The following is a 19,510-nucleotide window of genomic DNA, read 5'->3' on the forward strand; positions in this document are numbered from 1 at the left end:
ATTTTTTTAGTTTTTAATTCTTTTTCCTCCTCTATTATTCAAAATCATACCATCGCAAAAAATGAAAGAAACACTGTCTTTTTGTCTTGATTTTGATTAGATGCAGAAATTTTTGCGTCATATTGACAGTATTCATGCGCAAATTTGTCGTATGAGATGATCGAATGATTCTCTATTTTAGCTGGCGATCATTAGCGAATGTCGTCGAATCGAAAAAACTTAATAAAAGCTCTAGGTCCAGGGATTCTTTTTGCCAGTACATGTATTGGTGTTTCACACTTAGTCCAATCGACGCGAGCGGGAGCAGATTTCGGTTATGGACTAGTAGCGTTTATTATCCTCGCTTTACTTTTCAAATACCCATTCTTCGAATTTGGCTCTAGATACACTGCTGCTACAAAAAAGAGCTTATTGGAAGGCTATCTTGCCGAAGGTAAGTGGGTGCTTTGGATCTATTTTATATTAAGCCTTTTCTCGATGTTTACCGTAACCGCTGCAGTAACATTTGTGACGGCGGGAATGTTTAACAACCTCACTGGCCTCACCCTCGACCCCACCTATGTATCTGGGCTGATCTTACTTTTCTGTACAGTGGTTTTGGCGATAGGAAAATATGGCTTGTTAGACGCCATGCTTAAAATTGTTGGGGCTGTATTATTGGTATCAACGCTTGTTGCCTTTTTCGCATCAATAGCCAAAGGAAGAGTAACTCCAGTAGAAGGTTTTATCCCGCCAGAAATCACAGAAAGAAGTAGCCTCATCTTTATTATCGCTTTAATGGGCTGGATGCCTACAGCCGTAGATCTTTCCACATGGAATAGCCTCTGGGCAGTGGAACGCATGAAACAAATTGGTTACACCCCAAAATTAAAAGCCATACTATTTGATTTTAATTTTGGCTATCTCGTCACCGCCGTGCTCGCCATCTGCTTTCTAACTTTGGGTGCTAATGTAATGTACGGCACAGACGTCGAGCTTTCAGGAAATTCCACGACCTTTTCCGATCAGGTAGTCACACTATTTACGAGTGCGCTGGGTGACTGGGCCTATTTGATTATTGCCACTGCTGCATTTAGCGCCATGTTTAGTACAACTATTACCGTTGTCGATGGATTTGGGAGGGCCATGGGCGAAACTGTACGCTTATTGTTCTTTAAAGAAGCCGACTCAAAACGAACATATAATGGCATGATGGTTACGGTGAGTGTAATTTCATTCCTATTTATTCTATTGCTTGCTGCTAACCTGAAAGACCTTGTAGACCTTGCCACAATTATATCTTTCTTGATTGCCCCGGTGATTGCTTTAATCAATTATCGAGTAATCACCTCAAAACAAATTACGGAGGAATTCAGACCAAATCAACGGCTATTAGGGCTAGCCAAAACGGGCATTGTATTCCTCTCGGCCTTCGCGATCGTTTATGTGATCGTTTATTTTTTCATGGGGTAAAAAAATGTCAAAAAAGATATTGGATTAGTTGAATACAACTACTAATATTGCACTCCGTTTTGAACGCAAGACGGCTAAAAAACATAAAATTCCTCCTTACCTGCCTGTCGGCAGACAGGGTTCAGTAACTGAGCTTTTGTTTATTCAGAATTGAATCAATGAGATTCTAAAAGGTAATGAAGATAAGTGTTGGAATACTTTCCTCCTTAGCTCAGTTGGTTAGAGCATCTGACTGTTAATCAGAGGGTCCTTGGTTCGAGCCCAAGAGGAGGAGCTTAAAAGACAGCCAGTTACGAAAGTGACTGGCTTTTTTTATAATCTATCCGCACTTTTTCCACATTACAAAGTATTTGACTGAGCTGGATATCAGCTTGGCTCGGTTTAAAAACATGACTTTGAACTCCTCTACAAAGCCAACTTGTGCGTCATTCCAATTTCCTCGAAAAAGCTCTTCAGAATGTCGAGAACATGTCACTACTTCGCAGTCAATAAGATCAATGTTAGGATAAATAGGACAGTGTGATTTCTGCAACTTCGGGTTTCTTATAGAAGTACTCCAAGCTCTGATCTGAATAGGTTATTTTGTTGACCAAGGACTTTTGAATTGCCATTAGACATGGATTTTCTCCTTTAGTTATGTTTTGATTGTTGGGCGAGACCAAAACAGTAGCATTAAAAAGAAAGGCTATGACTCACATGCATTATTAGCGGATAGCGTCATTGACTCTTTCTATGACTCTTTTAAGTCTACCTACTCGAGTAGAAGTCATATAAAAAAAGAGCTGACCAGAAATATGGACACGGTATAGTATGATGAACAAATTACCTCGCGCCTATAAATTTAGATCAAAAGATAATTGCAAATCAAAAAATGCTTTACCTTAAAAATATTAACTCGTTCAATATCAGTTATTTATAAATAAAACTACTAAAAATCTTTGTTTTTTTTCTGATTTTTTATCTCAACCTCTCATCTATTTACGTAATAGATATGTAGTCTTTCTGGGAAACTGCGGTGTCTAACTTAACTGGTGAATTATGGAATTGCTAACTGATGAAGAAATTAAGAAGTGTACAAGAATGATGTATACAAACGTTTACAAAATTGTAGAAGCCAAAACTGCATACGCTGATGAAGCTCATATGTTAACACAGGATATTTTACAGGATACTTGGATCAAATACACAATCAATGAGTCAAAGTATTCTGATAGAGACAAGAATCACCTCATTAATACGATAGTGAAAATGGCCTTTTACACTGCATGTGATGAGTTGAGAAGGAGAAGTCGATATACAAGAGTTTCCTTCGAAACAATTATGTCAGGTATTTATGGTGATCTTTTTATTGACACCTATGCAATCAAAATGGATCAACTCTCTCGTTTTACTGGGTCCGTACACTGTATTGTTTCTGCAGAGGAGTTGTTCGAAGAAATGCTAGCTTGCTTTCCTGATTCAAGAGAAAGAGCTATCACCAGGATAGAATTAAGGTCTTCGGCCGAGAATAGAGAGGAAAAGTACGACTTATATAACCTAAAGTATAAGAACAACCTTGGCCCAATAAGCAGAAGCTACTTTTATAAGCTTTTGCCATTAGTTAGAAGTAAAGCGGAGAAATACGTACTAACTCTCCTTCAAGAAAAAGGAATATAGTAAACTAAGAAAGAGGGTCCATTTGGGCCCTTAATTATAGAAGTCAAGTAGTACTTGACGTATTGGAAATTAAACTGTAAAAATTATGTCACATAAAAATAATCCTACTATGAGTCAAAATGACGAACTCGTTGAGAACGAGAAGGAAATACTAAAAGGAAACCATGAAGGTGAAAAATTGGATAATCATCTGGAAGAGCTGATGACGGACATCCGAAACTTAGATAAAGCGTATGACAGCATCGATATGAAAGTCAATGCTGAGTTCTTTGCTAAACATGCCGAAGCTAACCATGAAAAGATTCTCAAAGAGAATCCAGAAATACTTGACAATTTTGACGAAGACAAATTTCTCAAACAGATTAAAAGTTTAAAAAACACACTTTAATACCCTCCATTACATTCACTTTATTAAAAGATGCCCTTAATAGGGCATTTTTTGTTATTTGTATCTCACTTGACATAAATAAGATGTAATAGTATTAGAACCTTAAAACTTTGCATCATGATTTTAGATTTAGACCCTAAAAATGTCAAAAGGACGATATTCATTATTTCTGTGATAATTGCTGCTTACACGAGTAGTTTCATAAACAACCCTAGTATTGGAACTTATTGGCAAACACTAATTCAGCTAGCGATTTTTGGAAGCTTCGGACTGAGCACAAAATTTATAGTAAAATCACTTCTTGGGGAAGATACTTGGTTCAGGCGCATTCTACTTGGAGTTCATGACATATACGGATTCTGGGTAGATTGTATAAAGGATCAGAACGGAGAAGTAGTATATGTATGCATGAATGAAATAAAATTCATTGACAAATATCCTTATGTTTTGTGCTACTCTAGTAGATATAATTTAGATGGGAATAAGGTTGAAGACATCATCTTGGATGATTGGAAGTTCATAGGTGATAGCCGTTATGAACTTAAAAACGGAGTTATAATTTTCAGCTCACGAGGAGATTGTAGAAACTCCTTTACGTTTAAATTTAACATTAACGAAGAGCCAGTGGTGTGCGATGGGTATAAGATCACTAATAGTTACAATATAAGTGAATTAAAATCTGATAAGAATTCAAGAAAGATGGAAGCCAAATTAATCCGAGATTACATTGAAAATTTTCGAACACAAAGTTGACAGGTAATTGGAATTATCGCATTAGGCTACATAATGAAATGTTGATTCAAATTTAAGTGAAGACATGGTAAGATCCGCCAGCCAGAGCATACTAGTCATGGTAAAAGTTGTGCTAAATCGTTGATTTTAATGGTGCCGCTTAAGAGACTTGAACTATTACAAAAAATGTCACTCGCTTTACCAAATCATTCTTTAAAAGCTTAATCAGTAAATCCAATTATCACGTTGTGTCATAGAATACAACTAGTTTTAGAGAAAGGCCCGACTTACAAGGAATAAGACATTCATTTGGGAGAATGATTAGATGTTTTACAAATCAGGCCTTACTGAAAATCAAAAGACCCTGCAAAAAGTAAGGAGCTATACATTAGCTTACAAACAATTATAAAAATCCTCTACCGTCTATCAGGAATCCTAACAAATAAAGGCTTCTTTGGTATCAAATTAGTAGTCTTAAAACGCGCTAAATCATGAATTACAGAACTCTCGGTAAAACAAACTTTAATATCTCTGAAATATCAATAGGTACATGGCAGGTCGGCGGCAAATGGGGGTCTGGCTTCGATAATAACCTTGCTGATCGCTTATTGAATTCGGCCATTGATGCAGGGGTAAATTTCATAGATACCGCAGATGTATATGAAGCAGGTCTCAGCGAAAAAGCAGTTGGCCGCGTAGTTAAACAACGAAGCGAACAAATTTTTGTCGCTACTAAATGTGGTCGGCAAATTAATCCGCATGTGAGCGAAAACTACACTCCCGCTGCACTCACCAAATACGTAGAAGAAAGCCTGAATCGTACAGGTTTGGAAAGACTGGACCTTATCCAACTGCACTGCCCTCCTACTGACGTGTATTATCGGCCCGAAATCTTCGAAACTTTTGAAAGACTGAAAGAGCAAGGTAAGATTGCACATCTCGGAGTTAGTGTAGAGAAGGTAGAAGAAGCATTGAAAGCTATAGAGTTTGAGAATGTATCTACTGTTCAGATCATCTTTAATGTACTCCGCCAAAGACCTTCAGATTTATTCTTTCAAGAAGCACAAAAAAAGAATGTGGGTATCATTGTAAGAGTACCACTTGCAAGCGGACTTCTTACGGGTAAATTTTCAAATCAAACCCATTTCGACGCCAATGATCACCGCAACTTTAACCGTAAGGGTGAAGCTTTCGATAAGGGTGAAACCTTTTCGGGAATTGATTACAACCTTGGCTTACAGGCTGTCGACGAGCTTAAGCAACTTTTTCCTAGCGAAGAAAACCTAGCGCCAAGAGCACTTCAATGGATTCTGGCTCACCCAGAAGTAAGCTGCATCATACCTGGTGCCTCAAATGAAGCCCATATCACTTCAAATCTTTCTACATTCAAATTGCCTGACCTTACTCAAGATCAGCTTGATAAGATCAATGATATTTACGGCCGCTTGATCAAACCCGAAGTTCACCATCTTTGGTAAGATAATTCTTAGCGAATGCTTTTAATGAGAAGACGAAATCTCAATATCTGTCTAGGAGTAATTTCATCATTGCTTGGTCATCATCTCCTTGAGCATATTGGTGTATAGCTCTTTAGGCGACTCAGCAGACATGTATTCCAAATCATTTTTATCCACCGTTTTGGGTTCATCAAAATACTCAAAATCATGATCATGGTAATGGAAGATGGACCACTTCCCCTTGTGGTATTCAAGGGACGTTAGATTTTCAACCCAGTCACCTGAGTTAAGATAAACGACGGACCCTTTCGGTGTGTTATAGGTTTTGATTTCAGGATGATGGATATGTCCGCAAATGACATAGTCATAACCATTATCGGCAGCGATATTAGTAGATGTTTCTTCAAATTGGTTAATGAATTTAACAGCACTTTTCACGCTATTCTTCACTCTTTTGGAAAGTGAGAAACGATCCTTCCCAAGAAATTGTGCAAAAATATTTACTACCCTATTCAAGACGATCAGAAAATCGTAACCAATCGCACCAACCTTAGTCAGCCATCGAGAATGTTGCATGGCGAAATCGAAAATATCCCCGCGAAAAATCCATGCTTTTTTACCTTTGATGGTGATAACTTTTTTATTCTGAATCTCGAAGTTACCTACCTTAAAGCCTTCAAATTTCCGAAGCATTTCGTCATGATTCCCTGTGATATAAGTGATTCTAACTCCCTTCGATAGCCATTTAAAGAATTGACTAACAACTTTCATGTGGCTCTTTGGCCAATATCTTTTACTGAATTGCCAGATATCAATAATATCTCCATTCAGTATTACCTCTTTTGGCTCAATACTCTTTAAATATTTATTCAGCTCCTTGGCTTGACAGCCAAATGTCCCTAAATGGATATCAGACAAAATCAAAAGGTCAATTTTCCTTTTTGCTTTTGATTTAAATTCAGTCATACTCGAACTATCGACTTAAGCATTTGTGAGTAGTGATACAATACGCTGACTTAAGCTAGTACATTAGTATTAACTGATAATGTTTTAACTGTTACGTCATCATTGTATTCAATAGTTGCCTAGTCTTCACCATAGGAACCAAATTGATCAAGGAAGGTGGATAGATAGAAAGACAACCTACAGGACAGGGTTGACAAACACCTCTGGAGACACTCGTGAGTATAGTAAAATAGGCTTAGAATGGCCTAATTCAATATTTGTTTAGTTTATTCGTAATTATCATTTTCAGATAAGTAGTCTACATCTGAATGATCTTCTTCGTATTGTTCGCGAACATTGGAGCGTAGATTCCCATCTTCATCGAAATCGCTGTCTTCATCTACAAGTCGCTCTGCTTTAGCTTTAGTCATTCTCACTAAATAGATCTTTTCCAATGTTTCAAACCGTAGAGCACTTACGATTTCCCCTTTAGCATTGGTAAATGTTATCAGATGATCTACATAGCCTTCAGGGTACACAAGTTTAATTTGTTCCTGCAATTCAGCACTCAATTTTTCATAGTCCTGGATTACTCTGAGTTTGGAGCCTACCATAAGATTTTTGTTAAAATTTAAGCAATTAGTCTAAATTAAAAGTAAAAAAGGACTGACGTATTCAGACCAACTATCTTGACTGAAGTAAGTGCATGAAGCAATTTACCGACACTTAAATATATCAATGCCAAGTTCAAATACTTACAATCTTGTGTGAAGTTCATGTTAACAGTTTCTTGTTACATTTTAGTTGAAACATGATTACTTATATTCAAGAGAGCTTTATTTGAATTGATAGGATTTTGGTTTTGCTTCAGTGGTCGGATCAGTTGCTTCGCTGTACCGAACTAATTTTCTATCAAAAGAAAGCCTTTGATCTGCCACAAGATAATGGACTAATTACCTCCAAAACTGTCCCTCTTTCTATCCAGGCTTAGTGTTTTTTTTAGAAACCTATAGGCAAATAGGTTTTGAGTAAAAGGGGCTGGCTTGATAAAATGTGTATTCGTTTTTAGTAATTTGTCCATCCGACAAAACACTACGAATACCCCATGCTCCTCTCTCTGCTTCTAGGCTTGTTTCAGCTAGTTCAGCAAGACCTTCCAACACCTCAGGTCATTAATACGCAGAATGGATTGTCTAATAATATCGTGTACGAGACTTATCAGGATAAAAGTGGGTACTTATGGATTGCCACTGACAATGGCCTGAACCGATACGATGGCTATGACTTCAAAACATTCTATTACAATAGCGAGGACAGTACCACAATATCGAGCAACATTGTCAGGACCGTTTTAGAAGATTCCACTGGAAATCTTTGGGTTGGGACCTTTGACGGACTTAACCTTTATAACCCGAAAACGGAAAGTTTTAGGCGGTTCAAAAACGATAAAAACATCCCTAATGGCCGATTGGACATACAACACATGACAATCGATGGAAAGGGTAAAATTTGGATAAATTCCCTGAGGACAATTGGTTGGTTTGATACAAATACGCTTGAGTTCGGATTTACAGACCCTAACTACCCCGCCTCCACGATGGCAGTGGACAACATGGACCGCGTTTGGTCATCTTCCAAAACTGGCACAATCGATCTGATAGAGGCAGACGGTAAAGGTTTTATTCAAAAAGCCGCTTTCCATATTACCAAAAAACAACCGCTCTATTGGGGAGTTTACTCTGAGACGCTATGGGTGAATGAAATCAATTTTCAAGATAAACTAAACGTTAAAACATCGGTTTTACCAAAGCTTCCTAATGCAGCTTTTGCGCGCGAACTTCTTGAAACAGATTCTAATACGCTATGGATTGGGACTGAAATAGGGCTTTTTATCTATAAAAAGAGAGAAGACCAACTCACCGAGATAAAATTGGGAAATGCGACAACGCTTACTTCTGCCATTCGCAGCATTGACATGGATAAAAATGGGGGAATTTGGGTAGGAACCCTAGGTGGGCTGTTCCACTTCGATGCTTTCCAAAAACCCTTTAATCATTTAGACATTGTTCGGGGTGCTGGAGATGTAATCATGGGTTTGGAGGAAATCGATGGGAAGATTTATACAAATGCCCTTGGGAACGGGCTCTATGAATATGACCTCCGCACAGGTAATAGCCGAAAACTTAGTTTCAAAGGCAATCCGCCGGTAGGCTTTGACTTTATTTGGTCAATAAAATCTGTTCCAGAATCGAATTATCCCCTTTGGCTAGCCACCGACGCAGGTTTGCTCCTTTATAACCCAGAAAATGGCCTTTGGAAAGACTCGAAACTGCACGTCTCAAATAAACCTATTAACCCATCCTTTTCTATTTATCTAACCGATCGCGATTTCAATTGGGTAAGTGCACAAGAAGGGGTGCATCAGGTTCGAAAAAAAGACGGAAAAATCTTAAAGACCCTACCGCTATTTGACTACACTAAAGAATCAATCATTCAAGACCTTACACAAATAGGTAGTCAATTATTCATTGCTACCGAAGGGGTCGGTACGATAATCTATAATGTAAAAACTGAGGCGATCAGCCGACTTTCGGACGTAGTTCCAGACGCTACAAGTATTGCTTCCACTCCTACTTGGCAACTCTTTAAAGACGACAAAACACTCTGGTTAGCGACAAATCGTGGGCTATTCAGCTACCATACGATTAGTGGAGCGTTTAACAGTTTCAATGAACATTCTTCTCTCAACAATCGGATAATTTTTAGCATTGAAAAAGACGAAAACGATGTCTTTTGGATGGGAACAGAAAGAGGCCTCATCAGTTACGATCGGCGTAGCGAAACTGTTTACAACTACAAGAAGAATGACGGCTTAGAGAATATCGAATTCAACAGGAAGTCGGTGAAAAAATCGACTGATGGCATTTTGTACTTTGGGGGGGTGAATGGCATCACAGTTTTCGACCCAAATCGCATTCAGCAAAATACAGTCATCCCTAAAGTGTATATCAAAAATTTGGCGGTCACGACGAAAGATTCCACTTATAATCTACCCATTAACGATCTAGAAAGTGTGGTTTTACCATGGAATGGAAATACGATTCAATTAGAATTTGTAGCCATAAACTTCACTAATCCTGATCAAAACCAATACAAACATCAATTAGTGGGGTATGACCCAGATTGGGTTAAACAGGAAAACTCAAGGCTAGCTCGATATGTGAGGCTTCCGCCGGGATCTTATGAATTTAATGTTTTGGGAGCCAACAACGATGGCTTGTGGAACCCTATTCCGGCGCAGTTTTCCATTGAAATTTTACCCCCTTTTTGGCAAACTTGGTGGTTTAGGACGCTTGTCTTACTCACAATTATCACTATGCTATGGGCCCTTTACCGATATCGTGTAAAAAAGCTGCTTGAAGTTGAGCGAATGCGACTTAGGATTGCAGGAGATTTGCACGATGAAGTCGGAAGTGGTTTGAGTGGCATTGCCTTAACTGGAGACTTGCTGCAAAGACAGCTTCAGAATGGTGGTGCAAAACCTGAATTAGTGGAAAGAATTACTAAAAACGCCAGAAATCTTGCCTCTTCACTTGATGCAATTGTCTGGTTGATTGACCCCAATAAAGAAAGTCTTGGGGATCTACTTATCAAAACGCGAGCGGTGGGATCTGAACTTTTAAATCAGCCGATATTGGAAGTAGACGATCGGCTTAGCGATAATGATAGGTTGAAACCTTTAAGTGCAGATCAAAAGAGGCACTTGTTTTTATTCATGAAGGAAGGGTTTAACAATATTGCAAAACACGCCAAAGCAAAACAGGTGTCATTAACGGTTGAATCAAGGGAAAATGAATTGCACTTGAGGCTGTCAGATAATGGTGTGGGCTTTGACACTTCTCTAATTGATCCGGGGCATGGACTCGGAAGTCTTTCAAATAGGGCCGAGCTTCTAAAGGCTGAATTTTCGATCAAATCTACTTTAGGTAAAGGCACTGAAATTGGGCTTAAAATGAAATTACCGTAATTGCGGTATAGCACATCCATCGAATAACCTGTTTATTGGGCCATGCTTGAAAATGAAAGAAAAAACGTCTGGATAGTAGAAGATGACCTCGTTTTCAGAGAATCACTAATCGATTTAATCAATGATGAACCGTCTTTGAATTTGACGTTAGTGGCGGGCTCTATTGAAGAAGCATTCGAAAGTTTCAACCTACCTGAAAGTCCAGATGTTATTCTCGAAGATATCGGTTTACCAGGTATGTCAGGCATAGAAGCCATCGCGCATTACAAAGCTCGGTATCCATCTGTGGCCATCGTTATGTTGACGATTTTTGATGATGATGAGCGTGTATTTGAGGCTATAAAATCGGGAGCCGACGGTTACTTAATGAAAAGAACCCCAGGCGATCAAATTCTATCGGGCATTCAAGATGTATTAGCCGGTGGCGCTCCTATATCGCCAGGCATTGCCAAAAAAATGATGCAGATGTTGGCCAACGGGCAGACCTTTTCTAAAAATAAGGAGGCGCTACTGACCAAAAGAGAGGTTACAATTCTTGAGCATTTGGTTAAAGGGCAAACGATCGACCAAATCGGTGAAGTACTATTTATCAGTAGGCACACCGTGGACACTCACACCAAAAATATTTACCGAAAGCTGCAAGTACACAATCGTAGTACACTGACTGCAAAAGCGATCAAAGAAGGCCTTATTTAAGCGAAATTCAATCATTTCCTTAAAAATACCCCGAACACGGTATGGTGCTTATGCTATACAACTCCTCATATTTGGGTCATCTGAAAACACAAAAACTGTATCAAAACAAACCCTGCTAGGATGAACCGAATCACTAAGAAGTATTGCCTATTTTTATTTTTTTGCTTAGCCATTGTCGCTTGTGGTGATGATGAAGAACCGAATACGGCGCCATCTATCAATGCGCAAACTTTTAATGCATCGGAGGCCACTGCTGTAGGAGACGTTATTGGTACTGTTGTGGCCAGCGATCCTCAAGGTGATGATCTTAGTTTTAGCATTAGCACTAACGATAACAACCTATTTACCATCACTGCAGGTGATGCGTCCACCACTGGTGGGCAATTACTGCTTAATACTGGTCAAAACTTAGATTTTGAAACGGCTACAACTCATAGTATCGTAGTGAGTGTAAGTGATGGACAGCTCACCTCGACGGCAACTATTACAATTAATGTGATCGACGTAGATGAGAATACTATGCCTACGATTACGGCTCAATCATTCACTGTGGCCGAAGACATAAGTGATACTACACCTATAGGAACAGTCACTGCTACTGATGCTGAAGGTGATGCACTAACGTTTAGTATAACTTCTAATGACGATGACCTCTTTGAAATTACCACTGCAGGTGAAATTAGCCTTGCCGCAGGAGCCAACCTAGATTTTGAATCTAAGACGTCACACGATATCACTGTCACGGTTTCCGATGGCAGCTTAACCGCATCCGCCACAATAACCATTTCTGTAACAGATGTAGCCGAAAATACTGCGCCGACCATTGCAGACCAATCATTTACTGTAGCAGAGGATATCACGTCAATCACCACAATTGGTTCGATTGTAGCCTCGGACGCGGAAGGTGATAATATTTCATTTAATATAACGGCCAATGACAACGGGCTATTTAGAATTATTGATGGTGGTGAGCTTCGCCTAGCAATCAATCAAACACTAGATTTTGAAACAGCAACGAGTCATAGCATTACCGTAGAAGCCACGGATGGTGGTTTGAGCAATTCGGCTACCATTACCATTAATGTGACTGATGTTGATGAATCTGATCCTGCAGCGCAGTATACTGTGAGTACCTTGGCTGGAGGAACTCAGGGTTTTCAAGACGGTCAAGGTTCAGCCGCTCAATTTGATAACCCGAATGGAGTAGCGGTTGATGCAAATGGCAACGTTTATGTGGCAGATTCAGGAAACAAAAGGATTAGGAAGATCGACCCGAACGGCAATGTCACAACTATAGCTGGTACCGGTGCAGAAGGAAACAATGATGGTGCAGCAGCCCAAGCAACTTTCACTTTCCCAGATCGACTGGACTACAAAGACGGCAATGTTTATGTCTCTGATACGGAAACTATACGAGTGATTGATAATAGTTTGAATGTGACTACACTTACTGGTAAAATTAGTACCAGAGACGATCCCACCGTTTTTAGAGATGGCACATTGGCTCAGGCGCGCTTTCGAAATAACAAAGGCATCACCATCGATGCTGCTGGTAACATCTTTGTGGCAGATCAAGGGAATCATAGAATTCGAAAAATCGATAATTCAGGCAATGTCACCACGCTAGCCGGCAGCAGCCAAGGTAATTCTGATGGCATGGGTACGTCTGCAAGGTTCAGAAACCCAACCGGAGTAGCAGTGGATGCCAATGGGAATGTATTCGTTGTGGATAGTAGCAACGACAGAATTCGAAAAATTGATCCATCTGGCAATGTGACCACTTTTGCTGGCACGAGCGAAAATTTCGCCGATGGCCAAGGAACAAGTGCTGCCTTCAATACACCAACAGGAATTGCTATCGATTCAGATGGAAATCTGTACGTCACAGACACCAATAATGTAGCGATTAGAAAGATCGACCCTGATGGTAATGTAATTACCATTGCAGGTGCTCGTGGAGTAGGTGTTGGAGACAAAGATGGCACTGGTGATGTGGCCCAATTTGACCTAGCTTCAGGTATAGCGGTTGATGCCAACGGCGTGATTTACGTGGCGGACCCTAGGAATCATAAAATCAGGAAAATCGTTTTTAACGATTAGGTTACTTCGATATCGCTGGTTGTGATATAAAAAGGGAGCTTTACAATTGTCAAGCTCCCTTTTTCATTAAAACATTTTCTATAAAGTATAGAAAAGACCTCTTCCCGAAGCTTAGGGAGAAGACTTCTTTGACCTTTAATATATTTTGTAAAACTGACACATAGATTCGTTACTCGATTTTTCAATTAGGCCCAATACTAAATGGCAACCTTACTTTTTCTCCCTTTTTTGAATAAATTATTACATCTCCTCTTAATGATAGATCCTTGAAGTTTTTATTTTTAGTTATTTTAAAATAGCCATATCCCTGATCGTTAACATCTATTTGAATTGTATCCGTCTTTGTAATCATTTCAATGGATGGATTGAACAATTCATCAAAGGCTGTAATCGCTATATTAAATTCAACATCAGACTCCGTTTCTTTCACTATAAAAGCCTTCGCTCTCAACGAATTAAAGGTTGTTGAAACTTGTGCATCTGAAACTAATTTATCTAGAACTAGAAGCTTATTTAATAAGATGAATAATTGGAAGTCGTTATTTTTCTTGACTTTTAAAGGGGTAACATCAAGCCTACTTGTAATATCTACCAACTGTCTATTTATAAATTCTAGATCCTGACTATTAGATAAAGCGCTAAAGGCACTATCAACTTCCCAATATGGAATAGACATATTATCGTAGTTCAGCAGGGAATGTCTAAAATTAGACTTTAGATATTTTAACCTATCATCAATTCTATCCTCTAAGTAAACTATAGCTTCATCATTATCAGAGTCTAAACCACAACCAGAAAGAAGTAGGAAGCAAATTAAACTCAAAAGACAAATGGAATTTTTCATTCTATGTTATTGACTTAGCAATTACAAATCAGCTTTTCGTTCTACAATATCCCAACCCTTTATAAGGTACGTATATCTAGCAATTTTTTAGGCGCACACTATTATGACATATGTCAATGACACCTTTCTAATAGCTGTCAAGCAGAAATAATTAGGGTTAATCATAAAAAAGCCCTCTCGCGAAGGCTTCTAAAAGAAACAACTGAAGCTAGTTAGGATTTTTCGATAATCAGTTCACAGGACCCTTCCTCTAATTCAGAAAAGCTATCATAGTGTATATGATAACCACAAGAGATTTTATCTTGTGATAGATTGAGAAGGTGGTTTGCCATAGAAATTAAACCATCTCTATTCGCTTTAATAACTATTGTACCATCATTAATTCTCGTCTCTATTTGAAAATCACCTTCCCATCTCAATGTTATTCCAGATTCGGGTTTATAATCTGGAACCTGAATTTTCATTTCCATGATCTCAATTTAACAACAAAAAAGCCCTCTTCCTGAAACTTTGGGAGAAGGCTTCTTTATGCTTTGTTTTATGTTAATAGATAATTGTTGGGATTACTCAGACCCTCCATTGTTCAATAAAGAGTTAGCTATATACTCCTCATGCCCCTTCTCAAGTAATGTTCTAGCCTTATTATTTAACAATGGGCTGATTTCATCAAGTACTTGTCTAGGTTCATCATAAAGAGGATTAAATAATTCTATAGTTATTACATCTTCAGTTCTATGACCTCCCTTTGTCAAACAGAGGTTAACAAATTTTGCTACTCTAATTATTAAAGATTGGTCCTTGAATCTATCAATAAAGAATGAATAGAATTCTCCTAATATCAAATATGGTCCATCATCCTCTTCAAAAGAAGGTTTGAATTCAGGAAAGCTACTTAAGAGCTTTGCAATCAGAAGGCCATAAAAATCATCTTTTTTAATTACAGGGTAATGCATTCTGTATATCTCTTAGAAATTGTTCACTATTTCTCTATGTAATTGAAAGAACTACCATCTCTCATTACCTTTATTTCAGTGTTTTTAAAGGAAGTTCTCCGTTATTCTTTACCTTTTGAATTGCTTCAAGCCAATACTCCCAAAAAGCTGGATCTGCTGGCTTGCCAGATTCAATGTACTCCCCTCCACTCAAAATATCGGTCAAGTCCTTTGAACCAGTGAGTTCAAAATAATATTCTAGCATATAGAGCATTGCTTCATAACCTTCTCTCTCTGTTATCATCATATCAAGATTTACTAATTTCCTTTAGATTTCAAATAATACTGAAGTAATATTGACACTGCTCAACAGAAAAGCCCTCTTGCCGAAACTTCGGAGAAGGCTTTTAAAATCTATATTCTCATTGGCAAATCAGATACCTTGGGAAGGTACTAATTAGAGTAGAATTTAAGATTAGCTGGTAATTCATCCCACCCACTTTTAGGTATTTCATTTACTTTTTCTCTTAACCTCAAATCAGGTCTAATTTCACCGTACTTACCATCATTCCTTTCTGCATATTCTACAATATACATCATGCCAACCTCTGGTTTTAATTCAAAACTCTTCAAACTAAGTGTTCCTTCATATTCAATACCATTAACAGAATATAAAAATACAGCAGAAGTGCCTAACCTAACTGGAGTAAAGTATCCCGTAATTTCACCAACGGTATAATCTTTTTTTTGAGTCTTCAAAAAATATTTCCACGTTGGATACCCAATCAGAAACAGTACAATTACTATAAGGTACAGCTTCTCTCTTTTCACATTCTTTTTACTCATTGATTTTGCTGTTTAAATCCCTGAACACCCATACTAGTCATAACTTAATTACATGACAGCAAAAAAGCCCCCCCTTTCGAAGTCTTTTTATATAATAATGTTAGGATTGAAAAATGTTTTTATAATTTCCAATTAATGGGTTGGGCAATATATCTATTCTCAGTTTACATCATTTCAGGTATTATATTATTTATTGCAGGTATCAAATACTTGTTCAAAAAAGATAGTGAGAAACCAGCGATGTCATTTTTGGTCTTTGGAATTGGCCTGACAATATGGGGTATTGTCAAGTTGATGCAATTACTATAATGAGTAAACCATCATATTCATCAAAAAATGATCGGTATATTTATTCTACTTTGGAAGAACTAAAAGACATATCAATCAATGTAATCTCTGATTTTATCTCCTTCATTTTAGGCGGTCTTTTTACACATGTTTTTCTAAATAATTTCTGTATTTATAGCGTTCTCGGATATAAAAAAACCTAGGCTCTCTGAATGCAACACTTAGCCATACATTTGATCAATAAAATGTTTAATAAAACAACATATTGTTGATTTTAGTATGTCAATTACATACCTGTGTAGAAACTGGTAAGCTGAAATAATTAAGGTGAATTAGTAAAAAAAGCCCTCTTTTGAAGGCTTTTAAAATCTATATCCTATCTGCAAATCAGATACTTTGGGGCACTATTGGTACTCTAAGTAATTGGATTCACCTTTTCTGGTTAATTATCAATAACTGCTTTAATACAAGCTCTCCAGTCAGGTCCTCATACTTATCCAAATTCATTGTATAAATTAAACCAACTAAATCCTCAAATGACTTAACCCTGTTTATGACATGCGGCGCGAAAAAGCTGCTAAACAACACTCTCAGTAACACCGCAGGAGCTGCAATAATTATGATTATACTTGGTATGATGATAACATCTAATCCTGAAAAGAGTAAATCCACCCGTTGATACAAAAAGGCAAATACTTGTTCAAAAAAGATAGTGACAAACCAGCAATAACCTTTTTAGTACTTGGTATAGGACTGATTATTTGGGGTGCTATGCGTATCATTAATCTATTCCCCATGCCAGACCTCTAACGTCGAACTAATGTCCCAAGCGTCATCTAATTTTCGAGCATTAACTAAAATACCTTTACTGCATGTTTTACCACAAAAGATAATCATATAAAAAACGACCTGATCGTAGGTGCTATTATATGAGAAATTCGATAAGGATAAAATCCCAAAAAACTTCTCACTATCAGCAGAACTCAAGTTGTTTATCACATTGGGATTTGTTTCAAATATGAAAGGTGAATTTATCGCTTCAATGTCAATTGCCGATCTATTGATAGAATAATTCTCAATTAGCTGTTCATTCAAGCCTTTTGTCCACTCAGAGTCGACTTCAACATTTTCAAGAAATTTTATATGCATCTCATCCCCATAAAGACTAATTGTGTCAAATGCAATAATTTGATTACTATCAATTTCGAATTCATATACCGCATTCAACAACTCAACATGGATTGTATTGAATATTTTTGAATTCAACTTTTTTAGATTCTGAGGTTGACTCGTACTACAAGAGAAAACAGAAATCAATAGACAACAGGCTATTATTATTTTCAATTACGCTTTTTTCAATTTCTACAAAAATATCACTTGATAAGCATTCAATAAGAGGATCAGGTATAATGATATGATAACTTCTATTGACTCCAGAAACAATTAATTCCTTTGTTATTGTCATACTATTTTCAAAAACACCCTGTACCGCTTTGCTGTAGAATATATGAACCTATAGACTCATCAACAATCTTTTCTTTAATAGGATTCTGGTGAATTATATGCTACACTTCAAGTGTAGCTTCAAACCAGTACTCACAGTAAGTGAGAACAAGGCAGTTAGCAACTGCTCTTAAAAGCATGACCATGTTTCAACCTAATTAATAGCTAATCAAACTCTGGAAACTTACTATACCCTCTTTCCTTAAAATCATTCTTAAACTTTCTGAATTCCGTAATACCTAACTGTGTTTGTTCAACAATATATCCCTTGAAAACCTTCGGCTCCGACCTAGCTAAATAATAAGATTTAATATAAAGCGTATCACCTGAGAGCTTGTAGTAGATAGTAGCATCATCTATGCTGAAGATATAGTTCTCATTCGGATCTGGCTCAAACTCCTCCTTAGCATCATTCGATACAATGGTAAGATTATAATCACCAGTAATACCCCAGTTGACATTCTTTAGGTACAAACCCTCACTAAGCTCTTTAAGCGTATAAACTGGCGAAAAGTCATCTTCTACCTTCGAAAAGAATTGGTACAAAAACCCTATTACAAGAGCAAGAGTTAAAGCGGCGATAAATAAAATACGTTTCATTTCTTTTTTGTCTATTTACCACGTTTACTGTTAAATCCAACTGATAACTGTACAAGTAATATAGTAGTCCGCAATTGGATTATTAACCTTTTGCTTCTCACATATAAAAGAATTTAGTGAATTATAACCTACACTTCAAGTGTAGCAAAAGACCATTACTCACCGCAAGTGAGAACTAGGGGAAGGTATTGTCAGGCTAATCCATTTACTATGATATGTTGTCATAATTTAATCAAAAGAATCATCTGTATATTTACTACACTTTGGAAGAGCTAAAGGACATATCAATCAATGTAATCTCTGATTTTATCTCCTTCCTTTTAGGTGGTGTCTTCACCTATGCCTTTTTTAAAAAACCTAATTGGTAATAATTATGCCATATTGTGACATAATTATTCACACTGTTTGGACATTGATGTCACATGATGCTCACAAATGCCTATTTCAATCACTTTCATTAGGCATCAGTGTTTTTATTTCAATCACTTAAAATTCAATCTATCCTTCATTATTGAGCAACAAAAAACCCTCCGAAGAGGGCTTTTTACCTGAATGTTCTGTGTAATTACAGCAGCCACTAAATGTGAGCGCTAGAGGGTACCTTAGCATTACTTGTTACTTGGGGTCAAATAGTAGTTGGGTAGATTTCCTTGCATTCTAGTTTCGACATCAAAGAGGGTTTTTCGAGCATCTATGGCTACCACTCCATTTTTATCATTTCTTAGCCCTCCTAAAAAAGTCAAGTAACATCTGGTATTATATTCCTTCACGATTTTCTTCCCTTTAGTAAAAACTACATAAGTCTCTCCATCTGGAACAACTTCGCAATCACAATCAAAACCTATAATTTTCTCAATCTCATCTGGATAACTCCAACTACCAAAGAAATATAATTTATCCCACTCAAAGTCAAACACCTCCTTTAAATCAACTTCGCATGGTTTATCTACACCACACCTTTCTTCAAAAAATGGATCTGATATCTCGCAGAACTCATCTCCACAAGATGCAACTGTCATAATAAATACAACCGTTATCAAGATC

Annotated in this window: 18 protein-coding genes and 1 tRNA gene; 9 read left to right on the forward strand and 10 right to left on the reverse strand. The window is 37.5% G+C overall.

Annotated elements, in window-relative coordinates; all coding sequences use genetic code 11:
• Positions 1 to 198: 198 nt before the first annotated feature.
• From BFP71_RS06575 to BFP71_RS06600, 6 genes are all read left to right on the forward strand, one after another.
• Positions 199 to 1,452, forward strand: a complete 1,254-nt coding sequence (locus BFP71_RS06575; protein WP_069834697.1) for an NRAMP family divalent metal transporter — start codon at positions 199 to 201, stop codon at positions 1,450 to 1,452.
• A gap of 200 nt (positions 1,453 to 1,652) precedes the next feature.
• A tRNA-Asn gene (locus BFP71_RS06580) sits at positions 1,653 to 1,726 on the forward strand.
• A gap of 764 nt (positions 1,727 to 2,490) precedes the next feature.
• Positions 2,491 to 3,108 carry a hypothetical protein gene (locus BFP71_RS06585; RefSeq protein WP_069834698.1) on the forward strand — a complete coding sequence of 206 codons (618 nt, stop codon included), beginning with the start codon at positions 2,491 to 2,493 and terminating at the stop codon, positions 3,106 to 3,108.
• An 85-nt stretch (positions 3,109 to 3,193) separates the two neighbouring features.
• The gene (locus tag BFP71_RS06590; protein ID WP_069834699.1) at positions 3,194 to 3,496 is read left to right on the forward strand and encodes a hypothetical protein; all 303 of its coding nucleotides are present in this window, start codon (positions 3,194 to 3,196) and stop codon (positions 3,494 to 3,496) included.
• A gap of 117 nt (positions 3,497 to 3,613) precedes the next feature.
• Complete coding sequence (locus BFP71_RS06595) at positions 3,614 to 4,249, forward strand: hypothetical protein (RefSeq protein WP_069834700.1); 636 nt, start codon at positions 3,614 to 3,616, stop codon at positions 4,247 to 4,249.
• 470 nt (positions 4,250 to 4,719) lie between these two features.
• Positions 4,720 to 5,706 (forward strand): aldo/keto reductase, encoded by a 987-nt coding sequence (locus BFP71_RS06600; protein WP_069834701.1) that lies wholly within the window; start codon positions 4,720 to 4,722, stop codon positions 5,704 to 5,706.
• A 66-nt stretch (positions 5,707 to 5,772) separates the two neighbouring features.
• Here the strand turns inward: BFP71_RS06600 and BFP71_RS06605 are convergent, their stop codons facing one another.
• Both BFP71_RS06605 and BFP71_RS06610 read right to left on the reverse strand, forming a co-directional pair.
• Positions 5,773 to 6,651: a UDP-2,3-diacylglucosamine diphosphatase gene (locus BFP71_RS06605; RefSeq protein ID WP_069834702.1), complete on the reverse strand. Its 879-nt coding sequence runs from the start codon at positions 6,649 to 6,651 to the stop codon at positions 5,773 to 5,775.
• Positions 6,652 to 6,917: 266 nt separating this feature from the next.
• Positions 6,918 to 7,244: a hypothetical protein gene (locus BFP71_RS06610; RefSeq protein WP_069834703.1), complete on the reverse strand. Its 327-nt coding sequence runs from the start codon at positions 7,242 to 7,244 to the stop codon at positions 6,918 to 6,920.
• A 491-nt stretch (positions 7,245 to 7,735) separates the two neighbouring features.
• Between BFP71_RS06610 and BFP71_RS06615 the strand changes: the two genes are divergently transcribed.
• The 3 genes from BFP71_RS06615 (at position 7,736) to BFP71_RS19135 (ending at position 13,453) form a co-directional block, all read left to right on the forward strand.
• Positions 7,736 to 10,657, forward strand: a complete 2,922-nt coding sequence (locus BFP71_RS06615; protein WP_069834704.1) for a sensor histidine kinase — start codon at positions 7,736 to 7,738, stop codon at positions 10,655 to 10,657.
• 42 nt (positions 10,658 to 10,699) lie between these two features.
• On the forward strand, positions 10,700 to 11,353 hold the full coding sequence (locus tag BFP71_RS06620) for a response regulator (RefSeq protein WP_069834705.1): 654 nt from the start codon (positions 10,700 to 10,702) through the stop codon (positions 11,351 to 11,353).
• Positions 11,354 to 11,473: 120 nt separating this feature from the next.
• On the forward strand, positions 11,474 to 13,453 hold the full coding sequence (locus tag BFP71_RS19135) for an NHL domain-containing protein (protein ID WP_088124920.1): 1,980 nt from the start codon (positions 11,474 to 11,476) through the stop codon (positions 13,451 to 13,453).
• A 181-nt stretch (positions 13,454 to 13,634) separates the two neighbouring features.
• Here BFP71_RS19135 and BFP71_RS06630 read toward each other — a convergent pair whose 3' ends face one another.
• The 8 genes from BFP71_RS06630 to BFP71_RS06670 all read right to left on the reverse strand — a co-directional run bounded on the left by BFP71_RS06630 (position 13,635) and on the right by BFP71_RS06670 (position 19,506).
• Complete coding sequence (locus BFP71_RS06630) at positions 13,635 to 14,297, reverse strand: hypothetical protein (RefSeq protein ID WP_069834706.1); 663 nt, start codon at positions 14,295 to 14,297, stop codon at positions 13,635 to 13,637.
• A 212-nt stretch (positions 14,298 to 14,509) separates the two neighbouring features.
• Positions 14,510 to 14,761, reverse strand: coding sequence for an Imm32 family immunity protein (locus BFP71_RS06635; RefSeq protein ID WP_222843471.1), 252 nt, complete (start codon positions 14,759 to 14,761; stop codon positions 14,510 to 14,512).
• A 99-nt stretch (positions 14,762 to 14,860) separates the two neighbouring features.
• Complete coding sequence (locus BFP71_RS06640; protein ID WP_069834708.1) at positions 14,861 to 15,250, reverse strand: DUF7674 family protein; 390 nt, start codon at positions 15,248 to 15,250, stop codon at positions 14,861 to 14,863.
• A gap of 70 nt (positions 15,251 to 15,320) precedes the next feature.
• Positions 15,321 to 15,536 (reverse strand): hypothetical protein, encoded by a 216-nt coding sequence (locus tag BFP71_RS06645; RefSeq protein WP_069834709.1) that lies wholly within the window; start codon positions 15,534 to 15,536, stop codon positions 15,321 to 15,323.
• 146 nt (positions 15,537 to 15,682) lie between these two features.
• A complete protein-coding gene (locus BFP71_RS06650) occupies positions 15,683 to 16,075 on the reverse strand; it encodes a hypothetical protein (RefSeq protein WP_069834710.1) in 393 nt (130 codons plus the stop codon).
• Positions 16,076 to 17,149: 1,074 nt separating this feature from the next.
• The gene (locus BFP71_RS06660; protein ID WP_069834712.1) at positions 17,150 to 17,629 is read right to left on the reverse strand and encodes a hypothetical protein; all 480 of its coding nucleotides are present in this window, start codon (positions 17,627 to 17,629) and stop codon (positions 17,150 to 17,152) included.
• A gap of 402 nt (positions 17,630 to 18,031) precedes the next feature.
• Positions 18,032 to 18,466 (reverse strand): hypothetical protein, encoded by a 435-nt coding sequence (locus BFP71_RS06665; protein ID WP_069834713.1) that lies wholly within the window; start codon positions 18,464 to 18,466, stop codon positions 18,032 to 18,034.
• Positions 18,467 to 19,074: 608 nt separating this feature from the next.
• Entirely contained in the window at positions 19,075 to 19,506 is a 432-nt protein-coding gene (locus BFP71_RS06670) for a hypothetical protein (protein ID WP_141719703.1), read from the reverse strand.
• Between the last annotated feature and the right edge of the window lie 4 nt (positions 19,507 to 19,510).

The sequence above is a fragment of the Roseivirga misakiensis genome (assembly GCF_001747105.1).
GTDB classification, from domain to species: Bacteria; Bacteroidota; Bacteroidia; order Cytophagales; family Cyclobacteriaceae; genus Roseivirga; species Roseivirga misakiensis.